This is a genomic window from Bacillus sp. BP-3 (assembly GCF_028401955.1).
Lineage (GTDB): Bacteria > Bacillota > Bacilli > Bacillales > Bacillaceae_G > Bacillus_A.
In genome coordinates this window covers 192,123-206,787 of sequence record NZ_JAQOTJ010000007.1, presented here as the reverse complement: position 1 = coordinate 206,787, position 14,665 = coordinate 192,123, and the positions used below count along the sequence as shown (strand labels likewise).

Genomic DNA, 14,665 nt, shown 5'->3' with positions numbered 1-14,665 from the left:
CTCCTCGCTTTCCTTATACTTATTCGCTCACACGAAAAGAATTCCTGTTATGCAAAACATCTTCTTTGCTTCCTCTTCAACAAGTAACTACAATAGTTACATAGGGGTGTTTTTGCCTAATTTTGAACATACTACTCACATATCCACATATAGGGGGACTGGTAATGAAACATTTAATCGTTTATGCACATCCGAATCCACAAAGCTTTAACCACGCAATTCTAGAAACAATGCAAGGACAACTACAAGAAAAAGGACACGAAGTACGCGTTCGCGATCTATATGCGACCAACTTCAATCCTGTATTAGCTACCGATGATTTCATTTCATTTTCACAAGGAAATACACCGGCTGATATTCAAGCTGAGCAAGAGCATATTACATGGGCAGATGTGATTACCTTCATTTATCCAGTCTGGTGGACAGGTCTTCCTGCCATCTTAAAAGGGTATGTAGATCGTGTATTCAGCCACGGATTTGCTTACGCATACGGTGCAAATGGCATTGAGAAATTATTAACAGGTAAAAAAGGTTTATTATTATCCACAATGGGAAACTCGAAAGAAAATTATGCTGCAAGTGGCATGTTTGAGGCAATCAAGAAAACAACAGGCGCAGGTATCTTTGATTTTACTGGTATCGAGACAGTAGAGCATGCTTTTTATACGAGCGTTCCTTCTGTGGATAACGAGACGAGAGAACAATACCTTAAAGAAGTGAGAGAGCTTGTGAATCGTTTGTTCTAGTGAAAAATCCACCTTGTGTGAAGTGCCCCCCAATTGTTAGACACGCTCTAACAATTGGAGGTGCTTTTTATATGCGGAAATTCTCTGAATCAGAAAAATTAGCCGCTGTTCAGCGTTATGTAGATGGAAACGAGTCATGCAAGACAATTGCCAATACACTTGGCATGGATAAAAGTGATTTACTACTTTTGATTAAACGATATGAATATCATGGAGTAAAAGCTTTTATAAAAAGCTATACAACGTATTCTAAGCAGTATAAACTAGACGTACTGAATTATATGAGCGAACATGGGACGTCGATCCGAGAAACAACTGCGATTTTCAACCTTTCCACAACGAATATGATTCGAACTTGGAAAAAACATTTTGAATCTGGTGGAATTGACGCCCTAGAACCAAAGGAAAAGGAGCGTCTATCTATGAAAAAAGAAACAAATAAACAAACGAAAAAAACAGCACCATCTGAAGGATCTTTTGAGGCGCTACAAGCCGAACTAGAGCGTTTACGTATGGAGAATGCATATTTAAAAAAGTTGAATGCCTTAGTTCAAAACAAGGAAGAATCACCAAACAAGACAAAACGCAAGTAGTCTATGAGCTAAGGACTGAATTCCCGGTGAAAGCGCTTCTACAACTCGCAGGTATCCCACGTAGCACGTACTATTACTGGGTGAAAAACGCTGGGCAACCAGACAAAGATGCGGAGCTGAAAACCTTAATTCAATTGATTTATGATGAACATGAAGGGCGTTATGGATACCGCCGTATTCGGGATGAACTCGAAAACCGAGGTCAACGTGTGAACCATAAAAAAGTGCAACGGATTATGAAAGAATTGGGCCTGAAATGTCTGGTGCGTATGAAGAAATATCGTTCGTACAAAGGTACAGTCGGCAAGATTGCATCAAATATCTTAAATCGAAATTTCAAGGCAGAAAAACCAAATGAAAAATGGGTAACGGATATTACGGAGTTTAAATTATTTGGTGAAAAGCTATACTTATCACCAATTTTAGATTTGTATAACGGTGAAATTATTACATATACAATCGGTTCAAGGCCAACCTATTCACTTGTATCAGATATGTTAAAACAATCGTTCGAGCGACTTTCAGAAGATGACAAGCTTCTGATCCATTCAGATCAAGGCTGGCATTATCAAATGAAACAATATAGATATGCCCTAAAAGAGCGTGGCATTACGCAAAGTATGTCGCGTAAAGGCAACTGTTACGACAACACTGTTATTGAAAATTTCTTTGGTATTATGAAATGTGAATTTCTGTATTTGAAGGAATTTGAAAGTGTAGGACAATTTAAGAAAGAACTAGCGAAATATATAAATTACTACAATCACAAACGAATTAAGGCAAAATTAAAAGGCCTGAGCCCAGTACAATACCGAGTTCAGACCTTAAACGCCGCCTAATGAAATAACCTGTCTAACTTTATGGGGTCACTTCAGTGAAGGTGGATTTTTCAGCTCCCCATAATTTTAGGAATATATCTTTGCAGAACTTCTTCTAACTCTTTTATATCTTCATTTCGAATTAATAAGTTTACATGATTATTCCACTTTTCTATACCGCGATCCAAAAAGACATTCTCTTGTGGAAACTGTCCCTGTACAAATGTTTTATAACCTTTTACTTCTTCATAAGGATAATAATTTATTCCATCCACAACTCCTGCTTCATAAACCTCGATGTCCTTTAACAATTGAATCGTTAAAAGGCTCATGAAACAAATTGTTACTGCATAAACTCCCGCTTGTAATAAAAACCTTTCAAAACTATCAATCTCGCCATTTGTATATTTAACATACGTTAAAATGAGTTGTGCAATGAAGTAAACGGGACAAAATAGCATAAACAAGCACCGTTTTGTCCGTCGATACATCGCAACCCGTTTTCCAACCTGCTTCTTTATATGCTTTACCTTATATATTTTCCATAATAGACATGCGAAGCCACATGTCATGAAAATAAGAATGACCATTAATACTGGATTCATTTCTATCCCCCCATACTTCTATCTTATCTAATTATTTTTGTATGAAAAATGCAATTTTGCATAATCGTCTTGTAGTCATCTCATACAAACTCTTGAAACATTCTGGTGAATGAAAAGAAGCCAAACAGTTTCGCTTGGCTTCTCAACATCAATTACAATTCATTTCTTCTACTATAAGCTACCGTATAGATGGTTGCACCAATTAATACGGCAACAATAAAAACGAGTAGTAAATTACTATACAAGTACGCTTTCGCATTTTGTATAGTAGAAAGTAAAGGATATTCTAGCATATGTTTTGTTAATAACCCGCCAACAATCGCTATCCCTATCCCTTCTGCTAAGAAGCATGCGAAGCTGAGAAATCCCATACCTGCACCGACTTCCTTTGACCCTAGAGCAGCCGCAACACTCGTAGAAATTACTGTTTTAACGAAGGAGAGTCCTCCAAACATTACGATCAGCATAGCAGAAACTAACCATGGTGTTTGATCAGCAAATAATGAAATGATAAAAAAGCTTGCAAGAATGAAAGATGAGCCAAGCCATAGAAAAGCCTTCTTCACATCAGTAAACATATAATTAGGTAAATCTTTTTCCATCAGGATGATACCCCCATATTAAAGGGGAACCACGCAGTTTATAGGGTAAATGATACGTTATCCCCTTGAATTTGTACCCTCATCGTTTTTCTGCACTTCATAAATACGCCCCCTCATCACATTTTCCATATTATACTATTTGTCTGTTCAGCAAGAAAGAAATAAAATCTCACACAATTCGCCCCCATCTATCACCAGAACGAATTTTTTATAATAAAGTGAAACTTCCATCAGTGGGACGGTTTTCATTCCCCACTGATGGTTAGTTGAACCAATCGGGCTTTTATGGGCAGTTATTCCCCACCTTTCTTCCTCGATTCTCTCTCAATTTTGGGGTCGGGACCTACTGCCCGCGAATAGCGAAATAAAAAATAGGCAATCGTAAATGATTGCCTATCTCTTCTTACATCTTCTCAATCCACTCCGTCAAACTGTGGACAACATGCGTCGGTTGCACGTCATATTCTGTTAACTTCTCCACAGATGTGACTCCTGTGTGGACAAGTAGTGTATCCATGCCCGCATTCATGCCTGCTAAAATATCAGTGTCGTAGTTATCCCCAACCATTAATGTTTCTTCTTTCGTTGTTCCGAGTACTTTTAATGCTTGCTCCATAATAACGGATTCTGGTTTACCAATGAAAGTTGGATTTACTGTTGTGGATACTGCTACAACGGATGTTAAGGAACCGTTCCCTGGTAATAAGCCACGTTCTGTCGGAATGGCAATATCACCGTTTGTTGAAATGAATGTCGCCCCGTTTCGAACAGCTAAGCACGCTTTTGCTAGTTTTTCATACGTCACTTCTCGATCTAACCCCACAACGACAAAATCCGGATTACTATCTACAAGTGTGAATCCTTTTTCCACAAGTGCATCACGCAAACCTTCTTCTCCAATCATATAGACAGAAGCATTTTGTTTTCTTTCATATATAAAATTCGCTGTTGCCATGCTTGTTGTAAATACTTGCTCTGGTGTAGCTGGAATATCAAACTGCAACAGCTTGTCTGCAACTTGCTCTGGTTTACGTGTCGAGTTGTTCGTCACAAATAAATAAGGTAAGTTCCGCTCTTGTAACGCTTTTATAAAATCACTCGCCTCTTCAATGCGTTCTTCGCCTCGGTACATTGTTCCGTCTAAATCAATTAAATAGCCTTTATACACACGTGTCACTCCTTTTTGATACTTACTCTTTTCTTATCGTATCCTTTTTTCCAAAAGAAAAAAACGCTTTTTCCAAAAGCGTCTCGTAATGTTCATTTTTTCTCTTTTATTTGATATGAACAGAAACAGTCTCCATCACACATACTTGATAACACTTTCACATCAGCATTTGGCAATAGTTTATTATACATACTTTTTTCATCATGACAAATTTGCGGAAACTTTGCTGCTACCTCCATTAACGGGCAATTTTGCTTTTGTAGGATGAAAGAACTTTCAGTTTCTTGTTCTACATGCACCATATATCCGTTTTTTTCTTGCATCACCGCAATTTCTTGTAAGCGCTCTAATGTTGTTTCCTTTCGATTCACACGTTTGGCTAATTGTTGTTCCATACGATTCGTTCTTGCCCGCAAAATCTTCTCAACGAGCTTCGCATCACCAATATGTTGCAAATCTTCTAACATCTCAACTGCAAATTTCTTATATTGCTTCGGAAACATGTCTTCTCCTTTTGCGCTTAAGCAATACACATACATCGGTCTTCCGACATGCTGCCGCACCATATTCACCTCAATAAGCTCATCCTTTTCGAGATTATTTAAATGACGGCGCACAGCCATCTCTGTAATTTGCAGCACTTCTGCTAATGTCGCAACAGTTTGTTCTCCTCTTACTTTTAAAAGTTGAAGAATTTCCTCTTTTGTGGACCGTGTCGCTTCCCCCATTTCTCAACCTACTTTCCTTTCCTACAGTTCTAATGGACCATGTTCATCATGGTCCATTAGAACAAAAATAATCTAATCTCCTGCAAACGCAGATACCGGACCAAGTTCTTGTTCCAAATAACGACGAATATTAGCAGGATATTGTTTTAGCATATCAATATGCTTTTGTACTGTATTATACACATCTGTGTGGTTCATATTTACATACTCTTGTACAATCATTCTCCGAAGACGAACAACTTCTTTTAAGCGTTCTCCTTCTTCATTTGTAACAACTTTTTCATCCATTAAAATATCAATAATGTCTTCATAGCTACCTGGGTCGCGCATAATAAATCCATCAATCATGGCATTGCCTACATCTAAAATACAATCGATCATGAGATGTGCCATACGCTCTAACGCATATTCATCAAGTGCTCCCTCATATTCTTGCTTCGTTTGAAATGCTGCAACAACTTTTTCTAAACACTGTAACATTTGTTCAATTTTTTTCCGATCTACAAAGTACATATATGTCACCTACCTGGTAATTAAAGCATTTTCATCACCAATTGTACCCTTTTATTCAAAAAAAATCGACAATTTTTCGAATTCACCTTTTTCTCGTTCTTTGCTATAGTTATATTTGTACGATTTTTGGAATTGGAGGAATGTCACAATGGAACGTGAACTCGCATTAGAAATTGTCCGTGTAACAGAAGCAGCAGCCCTGGCATCAGCACAATGGATGGGCCGTGGGAAGAAAAATGAGGCAGATGACGCAGCAACAACTGCAATGCGCACAATGTTTGACTCTGTTAACATGACAGGTACTGTTGTGATTGGCGAAGGGGAACTTGATGAAGCACCGATGCTTTACATTGGGGAAAAGCTCGGAACAGGAAACGGTCCAGAAGTAGACATCGCTGTTGACCCGTTAGAAGGAACAAATATCGTAGCGAAAGGTCTTGCAAACGCAATGGCTGTTATCGCTGTCGCTGATAAAGGAAACCTTCTACATGCTCCTGATATGTACATGGAAAAAATCGCGGTTGGTCCAAATGCAGCTGGTAAAATCAGCTTAGATGATCCAATTGAAAAAACAATTGAAATTGTAGCAAAAGCAAACAATAAAAAAATTCGTGACTTAACAGTTATTATCCAAGAGCGTGAACGTCATCAGGAAATTATTGACCGTGTTCGCGCAAAAGGTGCACGCGTAAAGTTATTCGGTGATGGTGATGTTGGGGCCTCTATCGCAACAGCCCTTCCAGGCACGGGAATCGACTTATTTATCGGTACTGGCGGTGCCCCAGAAGGCGTTATCTCTGCTGCTGCACTGAAATGTCTTGGCGGAGAGATGCAAGCGCGTCTCGTTCCAATGAATGAGGAAGAAGAAGCACGCTGCCTTACAATGGGCTTAGAAAATCCACGTCAACTGCTTATGCTAGATGATTTAGTATCCGGTGATGATGCAATTTTCTCAGCAACAGGTGTATCCGCTGGCGAGTTATTAGACGGTGTAAAATTCCTGGGCGGCGATTTAGCAGAAACATATTCAATCGTTATGCGCTATAAAACAAGAACAGTGCGCTTTATTAAAACGCACCACCATTTAGATCATAAACCACACTTAAATTTAGATATTTAAAAAGGAGTCATGTTCATGGAAGAACGTTTTTTTCTTTACGATGACACAGTAGAAACGAAAACACGTTTCGTAAGCTTTATGGGAGAAAACGAGCGTCATGATTTAGCGCTTTTGTACTCCGATCGTCATTATGGCAAAACAATTGTCCTTGATATGCAGCGCAATAAATTTGCAATTATCGGTCGTGACGATTTAGAAGAACCTGGCTACTTAGAACATGCATTTTCGATTTCTGAAGAAAATGCAGAAGAATTACGTTCGTTTTTATTTGAACTGTTGTAATCCATATCACCGGCTTGTCATAGAGCTGGTGATTTTTTCTTGTTACTTGTTTTGAATTTTCAGTTTAATATGATATACTAACGACAAATCTGTTTGGATAGAAAGGATGTTACACTACGTATGCCAACATTTACTTTGTAATGGATAAGCAACTGGATAGCATTACTCTCAAAAAAGCACAACGCTTTTTTCAAGGGAGTAGTCTGCCCAATTCCCATTACAAAGGAACGTAGCACATCTGCAGTATGATTGTTACGAAGGTTCCTCACAAGGGAACCTTCTTTTATTTTTCTCTTTTTTCTATATTTCATACCGCAAGACATCCAAATAGATGTCTCACGTTCCTTTATCTAAATACGAGGTGAAGGAAAATGCAGAACGTACAACTTTTTTGGAACTTATATAAATCAGAATTAGAAACAACTATAGAAAAACATTGTAAAAATTGTGGTCACACAGTTCTTTTTACTGACACAGACATTCGCCGGCATAACGCGAACGGTAAAAACATTTATCGTTTTGCGATTTACAAATGTAGCAAAGGGCATACTTGGAACAGAAAATTACGCATTTACAAAACCTACTCTGAGCATGCTAAAACAGTCGACACGTTTCAGGAAGAGCACCAAGAATCGCTAAGCAACATTTCAATTTTGTTCTATCAAAATGAAGGAATAACCGAACTAACCATTCTATTACAGTCCGTTCACGGAGTATTTCGCATCGACAAAGCACTCGCCACCTATATTTCAGAATGGAGCCGTACAGTCATTACAGAAAAAATTAAAGATGGAGTTATTCAACTAAACGGTCAACAGATTAAACCAAATACCAAACTTGCTGCTGGTGATTGTATTTCTATATGCATTCAGTCTACTTGTCATACGACGAGTCAAGCGGCTAAAACAGAATCATAAATATAGTAACCACTTCAACACATCCGTAAAAACTGAATTATATTAAAAGGTAGAAGGAGCTGACTTTTTAAAAGCCAGCTCCTTCTTTTTACTTCTTCACTTTTCTCACTACAAAATATGAGCACCCAAAATTACAGTACTCATATAAATACTCTGATAACGTACTAATTTTTGTGTCATACGTTGCGCGCTGGTTACTATCATCAAAAAAGCCGCGCAAACGAAGTTGATCATAGCCCCAATCGCCTACAATATAATCATATTTATTTAAAATTTCTGCATAACGAGCTTTAAATGCTTCTTCATTAAATCCATTTCGTTTCTCTTCTATTACTTCATACTGGATATTATTCACATAAACTGTAGTGCGAATCTCCTGCTTCTGCTCCATTTTCCAATCCCTTTCCTCTTCTTTCTTCTTTTTATCGTATCATAAAGCCACAAAACCAACAATTTCAAATACAAAAAACCTTCTTAGTGGGAAATGCTATAAGGTGAAACTTCCTTTTGGGATGCTTTTCTCCAAAAGGTTAGCCCTCACCAATCGGGCTCTTACGGGTAGTTAACACTATCTTGCTTTCTCTAACCATTACTGCCCGCTAGAGCGGGGGAGAATGAAACTTTCATCAAGAAGGAGAACATCATCATGAAAAAACAACTGCTCTTATCCCTTCTCACTCTTTCCATCTTTGCTGGATGTCAAACAAAGAAAGCAGAAATGAAACGTGAAGAAGGAAGCCGAGTACTCGTATCAGAACATAAAGACCTATACGGGAAGGACGTACCAAACCGCATGTTAACAAGGGTTGGCTATTCTCACAAACAAAAAGATGAAGTATCCAATCGCCAAGTTGGTACCATTAACAAAGAACGATTAGCAGAAATGATTACAGATTTAATTGTGAAACTACCAGATGTGATGAATGCCGCAACACTTGTAACAGATGACGAAATTTTTGTTATCTACCGAGCAAACACGACAGACCCAGCTTTAGTTGCTGATCAAGTACAAAAAACAGCACTGTCTATCGTTCCCCGCTATTACAAAGCATATGTATCAACAGAACAAAAATTAATATCACAAATTCAAGGACTAAAATCAGGCACATTAAACGATAAAGAATATGCCCAAACACTTGATATGCTCAAACGCGAAATGAGCAAAAACCCGCACTTAAATAATACACAAACAGATACAATGCCTAATACACTGAAGTAAAGCACTACCAAATCAAATAACCTGGGAAGATAATCTCAGGTTATTCCCTAAACATTTCACCGTTTTTCAGGCATAATATAGAATATATATATTAGAAAGTGGTGAAATTTATGGTTTCAAATGCAGCAATTGGAAGTATAATCGTCCAAATCGCGATTTCTGTTCTTATTCCGATTATTGCCCTCATTTATTTTCGGAAAAAGTATAAAATTTCTTTCAAAATTGTCGGTGTCGGAGTTGTATTTTTCATTGGATTCTCACAAATTTTAGAGAAAACGTTACATGTATTTATATTGGGAAATCCAGCGACAGCTTCACTGTTAAAAAATTCGTTTATCTATGCCCTATATGGCGGATTAACAGCTGGCATTTTTGAAGAACTTGGACGTTTTATTGCCTTTTACTTTTTACTCAAAAAGTATCAGGAATATAAAGACGGTCTCGCTTACGGAATTGGTCACGGAGGGATTGAATCATTATTAATTGGAGCAACTGCTGGAGCCCAAACCCTTGTATTTGCTTTCGCGATTAATAACGGCACTTTCGCTAAAATGATTGAAAAAGTACCACAGCTCAGCGCCGTCCAAGACGCATTAGTACATAATCCACCTTACCTCTATTTATTTGGTGGCGTAGAACGAGTCGTAGCTTTTATTATGCAAATTGCTCTTACAATGCTTGTCTTATACGGTGTAAAGTATAAAAAGTACATGTTTGTAGGATTAGCAGTATTTCTTCATGCGTTTACTGACTTTTTTGCAGCACTTTACCAACGCGGACAAATCCATTTGTTCGTAATCGAAGGACTTATGATACTGTTTGGTATCGGTGCTTACATGATTATTCGTAACATAAAGAAAAAATTCACATTAGAACATGCAAGCTAAGCCGAGCCGGCTTAGCTTTTTCTTTTGTAAGTCCAATCTCCTAATAATTAGAAAGAAGAGGATTTTTCACTCTATTTGTCGAAGTACGTACAGGTTCGCCTATATAACTTTCACTAACTATTAGAAGAGAGGGATGAATTATGAAGAAATTAATTGTTGTCCGCCATTGCATGGCAACTGGACAAGAACATGATGCTCCCCTTACAAAAATAGGTGAGCATCAAGCAAAGGACCTTGCCAATTTTCTCATTACAGCACGGCTTCCAATCGACAATATTATCTCTAGTCCCTTTACTCGTGCTATCCAATCCATTACACCTTATGCATCACATATACAACTCCCGATTCAGGAGGATGAGCGGTTAACTGAGCGTATATTAAGCGGCGCTCCAATGAGTAACTGGCTACAAATGTTAGAGCAGACTTTTACAGAAACAGATGTCGCCTTTCCTGGCGGAGAATCTACGCGCCAAGCGACAGAGAGAGTTCAATCACTTATCCACAGCATATTACAAGATGATACACAAAAAGTAACACTACTCGTTACACACGGTAACTTATTCACACTCATCTTAAGGATTTTTGACGAAAGCATCGGTTTTTCCACTTGGAAAAGCTTAAGCAATCCAGACGTATACGAAATTACGATTGAACAAGATGCAGCAACTATCCATAGATTGTGGGGGATACATTGTGAAATGGATTCACGTAACTGCTGATAATTTAGAATCAGAACACATTTGCTGTGCTATATCTGACAAGAGAATGGCACGCGGAGTCCAGCAAAAGAAAGCATGGTTACAAAAGCGAATTGAAGAAGGACTTGTCTTCAAAAAGTTAGATGTAAATGGAAAAGTATTTATTGAATACCTTCCAGCTGAATACGCCTGGGTACCTATTATAGCTCCAGGATATTTGTGTATAAACTGCTTTTGGGTATCCGGACGCTTTAAAGGGCATGGGCACGGCGCGGCATTGTTAGACGAATGTATACAAGATGCAAAAAGCAGTGGTAAACACGGTGTTGTTGTAATTTCAAGCAAGAAGAAACGCCCGTATTTATCTGATGGGAGCTATTTAAAGAAAAAAGGATTCGAAGTTTGTGATACGGCACCACCTTACTTTGAATTACTCGTGTATAAGTTTGATTCTGGGACACCTGCTCCACAATTTCATACGAGCGCAAAAGAAATGCATGTTGAAACGCAAAATGGATTGGTTGTGTATTACACAGATCAATGCCCTTTTACTGATTATTATGCCCAACAAGAATTGAATGAAATTGAACAAGAATACAATATTGCCATTCAGCGTAATAAAATTTCAAACCGGGAAGCTGCCCAAACTGCGCCGTGTGCCTTCACAACATATAGCGCTTTTTATAATGGACAATTTCTTACCCATGAAATTATAAACAAGAAGAAATTCGAAAAGTTGTGGAAAACATCCCAAAAGTGAAACGAAAGGAGCTTGCATTCCGATGTATGAAGAAGTCATCTCGTTATTACATAAAACGAATGTTTTATATGAGAAATTTGAACACGAACCTATTTTAGATTACGAAACAGATCGGCTCATTCGAGAGCGCCTCGGCTTAGATGGCGAACCGAGTAAAAGCCTGTTTATGAAAACAAAATCTGGGGATTATTATGTCTTTTTTACGTTAGAAGGGTCTCGTTTTGATATAAAGCAAATGAAAGACATCATTGGTACACGTGTATCACTTTGTTCACCTGATGAACTAAGAGAGCAAACAGGATGCATTTCAGGATGCGTTGCTCCGTTTGGTTATACACAAGATGTAACGATTATTGTGGATTCTTCTATTTATCAATGCGAAAAAATATTAATTTCGCCCGGCGTCCCTGAATTTACAATTTCTTTATCCACAGAAGAATTACGAAAAATTTTATCCACATGTGGAAACACTGTCTTAGAATATGGATGAAACAAGAGCTGAACATTTCAGCTCTTGTTTCATCCATGTGCACTGGAACCCGACATATTTAATACAACAACTCCGCCAATAATAAGTACTAAGCCAACGAGTGTCTGCCATGTAAAAGCATCCTTCCAGATAAGAACACCGATTACTGCCGTTAACGCTGTTCCAACTCCTGACCAAATCGCATAAGCGGTGCTAATTTGAAGGTGCTGCAATGTTTGTGACAAAAAATAAAAGGCAGATGCAAACCCAAGAACAACTGCGATACTTGGCCATACCTTCGTAAAACCCTCTGATAGCTTTAGCATCGTTGTTCCAAAGACTTCACTCACAATTGCAAATGCTAAAAAAATAAATCCTTTCATAAGCTTCTCCCTTTCTATATCTAATCAATCTTTCCCGAAAAAAAATCCCCCTTAGCTCATTTACTAAGAAGGATCTCCTCATTATTTTGCTTGTACTGTATTCTCTTTTGCAGATTGTACTTGCTCATCAGCATGGTAAGAAGAACGCACAAGTGGACCAGCCTCACAGTGACTAAAACCTTTGCTAAGTGCAATTTCTTTTAGCTCTGCAAATTCTGCTGGTGTGTAATATTTAATAACCGGTAAGTGCTTTTTAGACGGCTGTAAATATTGACCAAGCGTCAAAATGTTAACGTTGTTTGCACGCAGGTCATCCATTGCTTCGATAATATCTTCTGTTGTTTCACCAAGTCCAAGCATGATGCTTGATTTTGTAGGAATGTCTGGCTGCATTTCTTTTGCACGACGTAAAAACTCTAATGAACGATCATATTTTGCTCTTGCGCGAACTCGGTCAGATAATCGACGTACTGTCTCAATGTTATGATTTAAAATATCAGGACGTGCATCCATTAACATTTTTAAATTCTCTTCTACCCCACCCATATCAGATGGTAAAACTTCAATAGACGTAAACGGACTTTTACGACGAACAGCACGTACTGTTTCTGCAAAAACAGCTGCTCCTCCGTCTTTCAAATCATCACGTGCAACCGCTGTTATAACAACATGTTTTAAGTTCATTTGATCCACGGAATCCGCTACGCGTTCTGGCTCTTGCAAATCAAGCTCTGTTGGTAAGCCTGTTTTAACAGCACAGAAGCGACATGCACGTGTACAAACTGCACCTAGAATCATAAATGTTGCTGTTTTACGAACAGCCCAGCATTCGTGAATATTCGGGCATTTCGCCTCTTCACAAACGGTATGAAGGTTCTTAGAACGCATCATTTTCTTTAAGCCTGTATAGTTTTCATTTGTATTTAATTTAATTTTTAACCATTCGGGCTTGCGCTTGTATTCTGTTTGTTTTGTCATGTTCATCAACTCCGCACAATATGAAATAGTTTACCGTGTTCGCTCTTTTCAATGTAACATATCTATTCTATCGTATGAAAGCGATTTGCTCAAATGAAGATTGCAAGAATTCTTTCCAATTATTACTTATAATGAAATATCGTGTATATCTCACACTAAAGGTAGTGATTCGGAAAGGAGCTTACTACCGTGCATCGAAAACTTTTCCTTTTGCTTTTTATTTCTTTTTTTCTTCAGGCGAATATTGTGCATGGGGAAGAAAACAAGCAAGATATATATAAGAAGCGAATGACATTATACAAAGAAATGGAGACCGTCTCTCTTATTCCATGGTACTACTTCGCTGCGATTGATCAATACGAGCGAAATATTCGTTCTGTACGCCGCGATATTCCGAAAAAGCCAGATGCTACGATTTCAATTTATTTCAAACCAGAAATGTGGGCTGGCCCAGCTAATCCAAACTTACATGATACAAAACCTTATACAATTTCCTTATTTGGCGGCATCGGTTTAGACGGAAACGAGGATGGATTAGCGGATGCAAATAATGAAAAAGATGTTCTCTACACAATGGCTACCATAATAGGAAAACAAGGGGAAAATCGAGAACAATTAAAAATTATGCTGTGGGAATATTATCAGCGATCAAAAACAGTAGAGTTAATATTAGGGTATGCTCGTATGTATAAACACTACAATCGAATTGATTTAGAAAGAAATGTCTTTCCCCTTCCCATTCACAGCAACCATAGCTACCGCAGCACATTTGGTGCGAAACGAAGCTTTGGCGGACGGCGTATGCATGAGGGAACAGATATTTTCGCCGGGCACGGTGTACCTGTTCGTTCTACTTGCTATGGCATTATTGAAACGAAAGGGTGGAATCGCCTTGGCGGCTGGCGCATCGGTATTCGCGACTTATACAACAACTACCACTATTACGCACATTTAGGCGGATTTTCAAAAGAAATAAAGCTTGGACAAATCATTGAACCAGGAACCGTCCTTGGGTTTGTTGGCAGCACTGGCTACGGTCCTCCTGGAACAGCTGGTAAATTCCCTCCTCACTTGCATTTTGGGTTATATAAAGATAACGGCTATACAGAATGGGCATTTGATCCATATATGCATTTAAGCTTATGGGAACGAAAAGAACGCATGAATATGAAGAAATAA

Annotated in this window: 20 protein-coding genes; 11 read left to right on the top strand and 9 right to left on the bottom strand. The window is 38.3% G+C overall.

The window, feature by feature from the left end; translation table 11 throughout:
- Positions 1 to 164 precede the first annotated feature (164 nt).
- Together PLX19_RS13765 and PLX19_RS13760 are read left to right on the top strand one after the other, a co-directional pair.
- Positions 165 to 746 carry an NAD(P)H-dependent oxidoreductase gene (locus PLX19_RS13765; RefSeq protein WP_272189201.1) on the top strand — a complete coding sequence of 194 codons (582 nt, stop codon included), beginning with the start codon at positions 165 to 167 and terminating at the stop codon, positions 744 to 746.
- A 71-nt stretch (positions 747 to 817) separates the two neighbouring features.
- Positions 818 to 2,178, top strand: a protein-coding gene (locus tag PLX19_RS13760) for an IS3 family transposase (protein ID WP_272189200.1) whose coding sequence is annotated in 2 segments (ribosomal slippage) — positions 818 to 1,274 and positions 1,274 to 2,178 — 1,362 coding nt in all. Because the reading frame shifts where the segments join, the coding sequence is not laid out codon by codon here.
- A 50-nt stretch (positions 2,179 to 2,228) separates the two neighbouring features.
- Here PLX19_RS13760 and PLX19_RS13755 read toward each other — a convergent pair.
- The 6 genes from PLX19_RS13755 to hepT all read right to left on the bottom strand — a co-directional run bounded on the left by PLX19_RS13755 (position 2,229) and on the right by hepT (position 5,773).
- On the bottom strand, positions 2,229 to 2,762 hold the full coding sequence (locus PLX19_RS13755; protein ID WP_272189199.1) for an iron ABC transporter substrate-binding protein: 534 nt from the start codon (positions 2,760 to 2,762) through the stop codon (positions 2,229 to 2,231).
- Positions 2,763 to 2,914: 152 nt separating this feature from the next.
- Positions 2,915 to 3,364, bottom strand: a complete 450-nt coding sequence (locus PLX19_RS13750; RefSeq protein ID WP_272189198.1) for a hypothetical protein — start codon at positions 3,362 to 3,364, stop codon at positions 2,915 to 2,917.
- Positions 3,365 to 3,402: 38 nt separating this feature from the next.
- Entirely contained in the window at positions 3,403 to 3,465 is a 63-nt protein-coding gene (locus PLX19_RS26220; protein WP_429757379.1) for a tetracycline resistance efflux system leader peptide, read from the bottom strand.
- A 302-nt stretch (positions 3,466 to 3,767) separates the two neighbouring features.
- Positions 3,768 to 4,532, bottom strand: coding sequence for a TIGR01457 family HAD-type hydrolase (locus PLX19_RS13745; RefSeq protein WP_272189197.1), 765 nt, complete (start codon positions 4,530 to 4,532; stop codon positions 3,768 to 3,770).
- Positions 4,533 to 4,624: 92 nt separating this feature from the next.
- Positions 4,625 to 5,260, bottom strand: a complete 636-nt coding sequence (locus PLX19_RS13740; RefSeq protein ID WP_272189196.1) for a helix-turn-helix transcriptional regulator — start codon at positions 5,258 to 5,260, stop codon at positions 4,625 to 4,627.
- A 72-nt stretch (positions 5,261 to 5,332) separates the two neighbouring features.
- Positions 5,333 to 5,773: a type VII toxin-antitoxin system HepT family RNase toxin gene (hepT, locus tag PLX19_RS13735; RefSeq protein WP_272189195.1), complete on the bottom strand. Its 441-nt coding sequence runs from the start codon at positions 5,771 to 5,773 to the stop codon at positions 5,333 to 5,335.
- A 148-nt stretch (positions 5,774 to 5,921) separates the two neighbouring features.
- Between hepT and glpX the strand changes: the two genes are divergently transcribed.
- From glpX to PLX19_RS13720, 3 genes are all read left to right on the top strand, one after another.
- Positions 5,922 to 6,893 (top strand): class II fructose-bisphosphatase, encoded by a 972-nt coding sequence (gene glpX, locus PLX19_RS13730; protein ID WP_272189194.1) that lies wholly within the window; start codon positions 5,922 to 5,924, stop codon positions 6,891 to 6,893.
- Between the two features lie 15 nt (positions 6,894 to 6,908).
- The gene (locus PLX19_RS13725) at positions 6,909 to 7,175 is read left to right on the top strand and encodes a DUF3055 domain-containing protein (RefSeq protein ID WP_272189193.1); all 267 of its coding nucleotides are present in this window, start codon (positions 6,909 to 6,911) and stop codon (positions 7,173 to 7,175) included.
- Positions 7,176 to 7,546: 371 nt separating this feature from the next.
- Complete coding sequence (locus PLX19_RS13720) at positions 7,547 to 8,092, top strand: cytoplasmic protein (protein ID WP_272189192.1); 546 nt, start codon at positions 7,547 to 7,549, stop codon at positions 8,090 to 8,092.
- A gap of 88 nt (positions 8,093 to 8,180) precedes the next feature.
- On the opposite strand, the gene PLX19_RS13715 is transcribed toward PLX19_RS13720, so the two are convergent.
- On the bottom strand, positions 8,181 to 8,483 hold the full coding sequence (locus PLX19_RS13715; RefSeq protein ID WP_272189191.1) for a YutD family protein: 303 nt from the start codon (positions 8,481 to 8,483) through the stop codon (positions 8,181 to 8,183).
- A 255-nt stretch (positions 8,484 to 8,738) separates the two neighbouring features.
- Between PLX19_RS13715 and PLX19_RS13710 the strand changes: the two genes are divergently transcribed.
- The 5 genes from PLX19_RS13710 (at position 8,739) to PLX19_RS13690 (ending at position 12,146) form a co-directional block, all read left to right on the top strand.
- Positions 8,739 to 9,311: a YhcN/YlaJ family sporulation lipoprotein gene (locus PLX19_RS13710; protein ID WP_272189189.1), complete on the top strand. Its 573-nt coding sequence runs from the start codon at positions 8,739 to 8,741 to the stop codon at positions 9,309 to 9,311.
- A gap of 110 nt (positions 9,312 to 9,421) precedes the next feature.
- On the top strand, positions 9,422 to 10,198 hold the full coding sequence (locus tag PLX19_RS13705) for a YhfC family intramembrane metalloprotease (RefSeq protein ID WP_272189188.1): 777 nt from the start codon (positions 9,422 to 9,424) through the stop codon (positions 10,196 to 10,198).
- A gap of 140 nt (positions 10,199 to 10,338) precedes the next feature.
- Positions 10,339 to 10,917, top strand: coding sequence for a histidine phosphatase family protein (locus PLX19_RS13700; RefSeq protein ID WP_272189187.1), 579 nt, complete (start codon positions 10,339 to 10,341; stop codon positions 10,915 to 10,917).
- 46 nt (positions 10,918 to 10,963) lie between these two features.
- Positions 10,964 to 11,656, top strand: coding sequence for an N-acetyltransferase (locus PLX19_RS13695; protein ID WP_272189232.1), 693 nt, complete (start codon positions 10,964 to 10,966; stop codon positions 11,654 to 11,656).
- Between the two features lie 22 nt (positions 11,657 to 11,678).
- Positions 11,679 to 12,146: a YbaK/EbsC family protein gene (locus tag PLX19_RS13690; RefSeq protein ID WP_272189186.1), complete on the top strand. Its 468-nt coding sequence runs from the start codon at positions 11,679 to 11,681 to the stop codon at positions 12,144 to 12,146.
- 29 nt (positions 12,147 to 12,175) lie between these two features.
- Here PLX19_RS13690 and PLX19_RS13685 read toward each other — a convergent pair whose 3' ends face one another.
- Complete coding sequence (locus tag PLX19_RS13685; RefSeq protein WP_272189185.1) at positions 12,176 to 12,508, bottom strand: DMT family transporter; 333 nt, start codon at positions 12,506 to 12,508, stop codon at positions 12,176 to 12,178.
- Positions 12,509 to 12,589: 81 nt separating this feature from the next.
- Complete coding sequence (gene lipA, locus PLX19_RS13680) at positions 12,590 to 13,486, bottom strand: lipoyl synthase (RefSeq protein WP_272189184.1); 897 nt, start codon at positions 13,484 to 13,486, stop codon at positions 12,590 to 12,592.
- Positions 13,487 to 13,675: 189 nt separating this feature from the next.
- Between lipA and PLX19_RS13675 the strand changes: the two genes are divergently transcribed.
- Positions 13,676 to 14,665, top strand: a complete 990-nt coding sequence (locus PLX19_RS13675; RefSeq protein ID WP_272189183.1) for a M23 family metallopeptidase — start codon at positions 13,676 to 13,678, stop codon at positions 14,663 to 14,665.

Bases quoted from the DNA above. Each gene is read 5' to 3' on its own strand.
- PLX19_RS13765 (WP_272189201.1), top strand. From the start codon at position 165: ATGAAACATTTAATCGTTTATGCACATCCGAATCCACAAAGCTTTAAC.
- PLX19_RS13755 (WP_272189199.1), bottom strand. From the start codon at position 2,762: ATGAATCCAGTATTAATGGTCATTCTTATTTTCATGACATGTGGCTTC.
- PLX19_RS13750 (WP_272189198.1), bottom strand. From the start codon at position 3,364: ATGGAAAAAGATTTACCTAATTATATGTTTACTGATGTGAAGAAGGCT.
- PLX19_RS13740 (WP_272189196.1), bottom strand. From the start codon at position 5,260: ATGGGGGAAGCGACACGGTCCACAAAAGAGGAAATTCTTCAACTTTTA.
- hepT (WP_272189195.1), bottom strand. From the start codon at position 5,773: ATGTACTTTGTAGATCGGAAAAAAATTGAACAAATGTTACAGTGTTTA.
- glpX (WP_272189194.1), top strand. From the start codon at position 5,922: ATGGAACGTGAACTCGCATTAGAAATTGTCCGTGTAACAGAAGCAGCA.
- PLX19_RS13725 (WP_272189193.1), top strand. From the start codon at position 6,909: ATGGAAGAACGTTTTTTTCTTTACGATGACACAGTAGAAACGAAAACA.
- PLX19_RS13720 (WP_272189192.1), top strand. From the start codon at position 7,547: ATGCAGAACGTACAACTTTTTTGGAACTTATATAAATCAGAATTAGAA.
- PLX19_RS13715 (WP_272189191.1), bottom strand. From the start codon at position 8,483: ATGGAGCAGAAGCAGGAGATTCGCACTACAGTTTATGTGAATAATATC.
- PLX19_RS13710 (WP_272189189.1), top strand. From the start codon at position 8,739: ATGAAAAAACAACTGCTCTTATCCCTTCTCACTCTTTCCATCTTTGCT.
- PLX19_RS13705 (WP_272189188.1), top strand. From the start codon at position 9,422: ATGGTTTCAAATGCAGCAATTGGAAGTATAATCGTCCAAATCGCGATT.
- PLX19_RS13700 (WP_272189187.1), top strand. From the start codon at position 10,339: ATGAAGAAATTAATTGTTGTCCGCCATTGCATGGCAACTGGACAAGAA.
- PLX19_RS13695 (WP_272189232.1), top strand. From the start codon at position 10,964: ATGGCACGCGGAGTCCAGCAAAAGAAAGCATGGTTACAAAAGCGAATT.
- PLX19_RS13690 (WP_272189186.1), top strand. From the start codon at position 11,679: ATGTATGAAGAAGTCATCTCGTTATTACATAAAACGAATGTTTTATAT.
- PLX19_RS13685 (WP_272189185.1), bottom strand. From the start codon at position 12,508: ATGAAAGGATTTATTTTTTTAGCATTTGCAATTGTGAGTGAAGTCTTT.
- lipA (WP_272189184.1), bottom strand. From the start codon at position 13,486: ATGACAAAACAAACAGAATACAAGCGCAAGCCCGAATGGTTAAAAATT.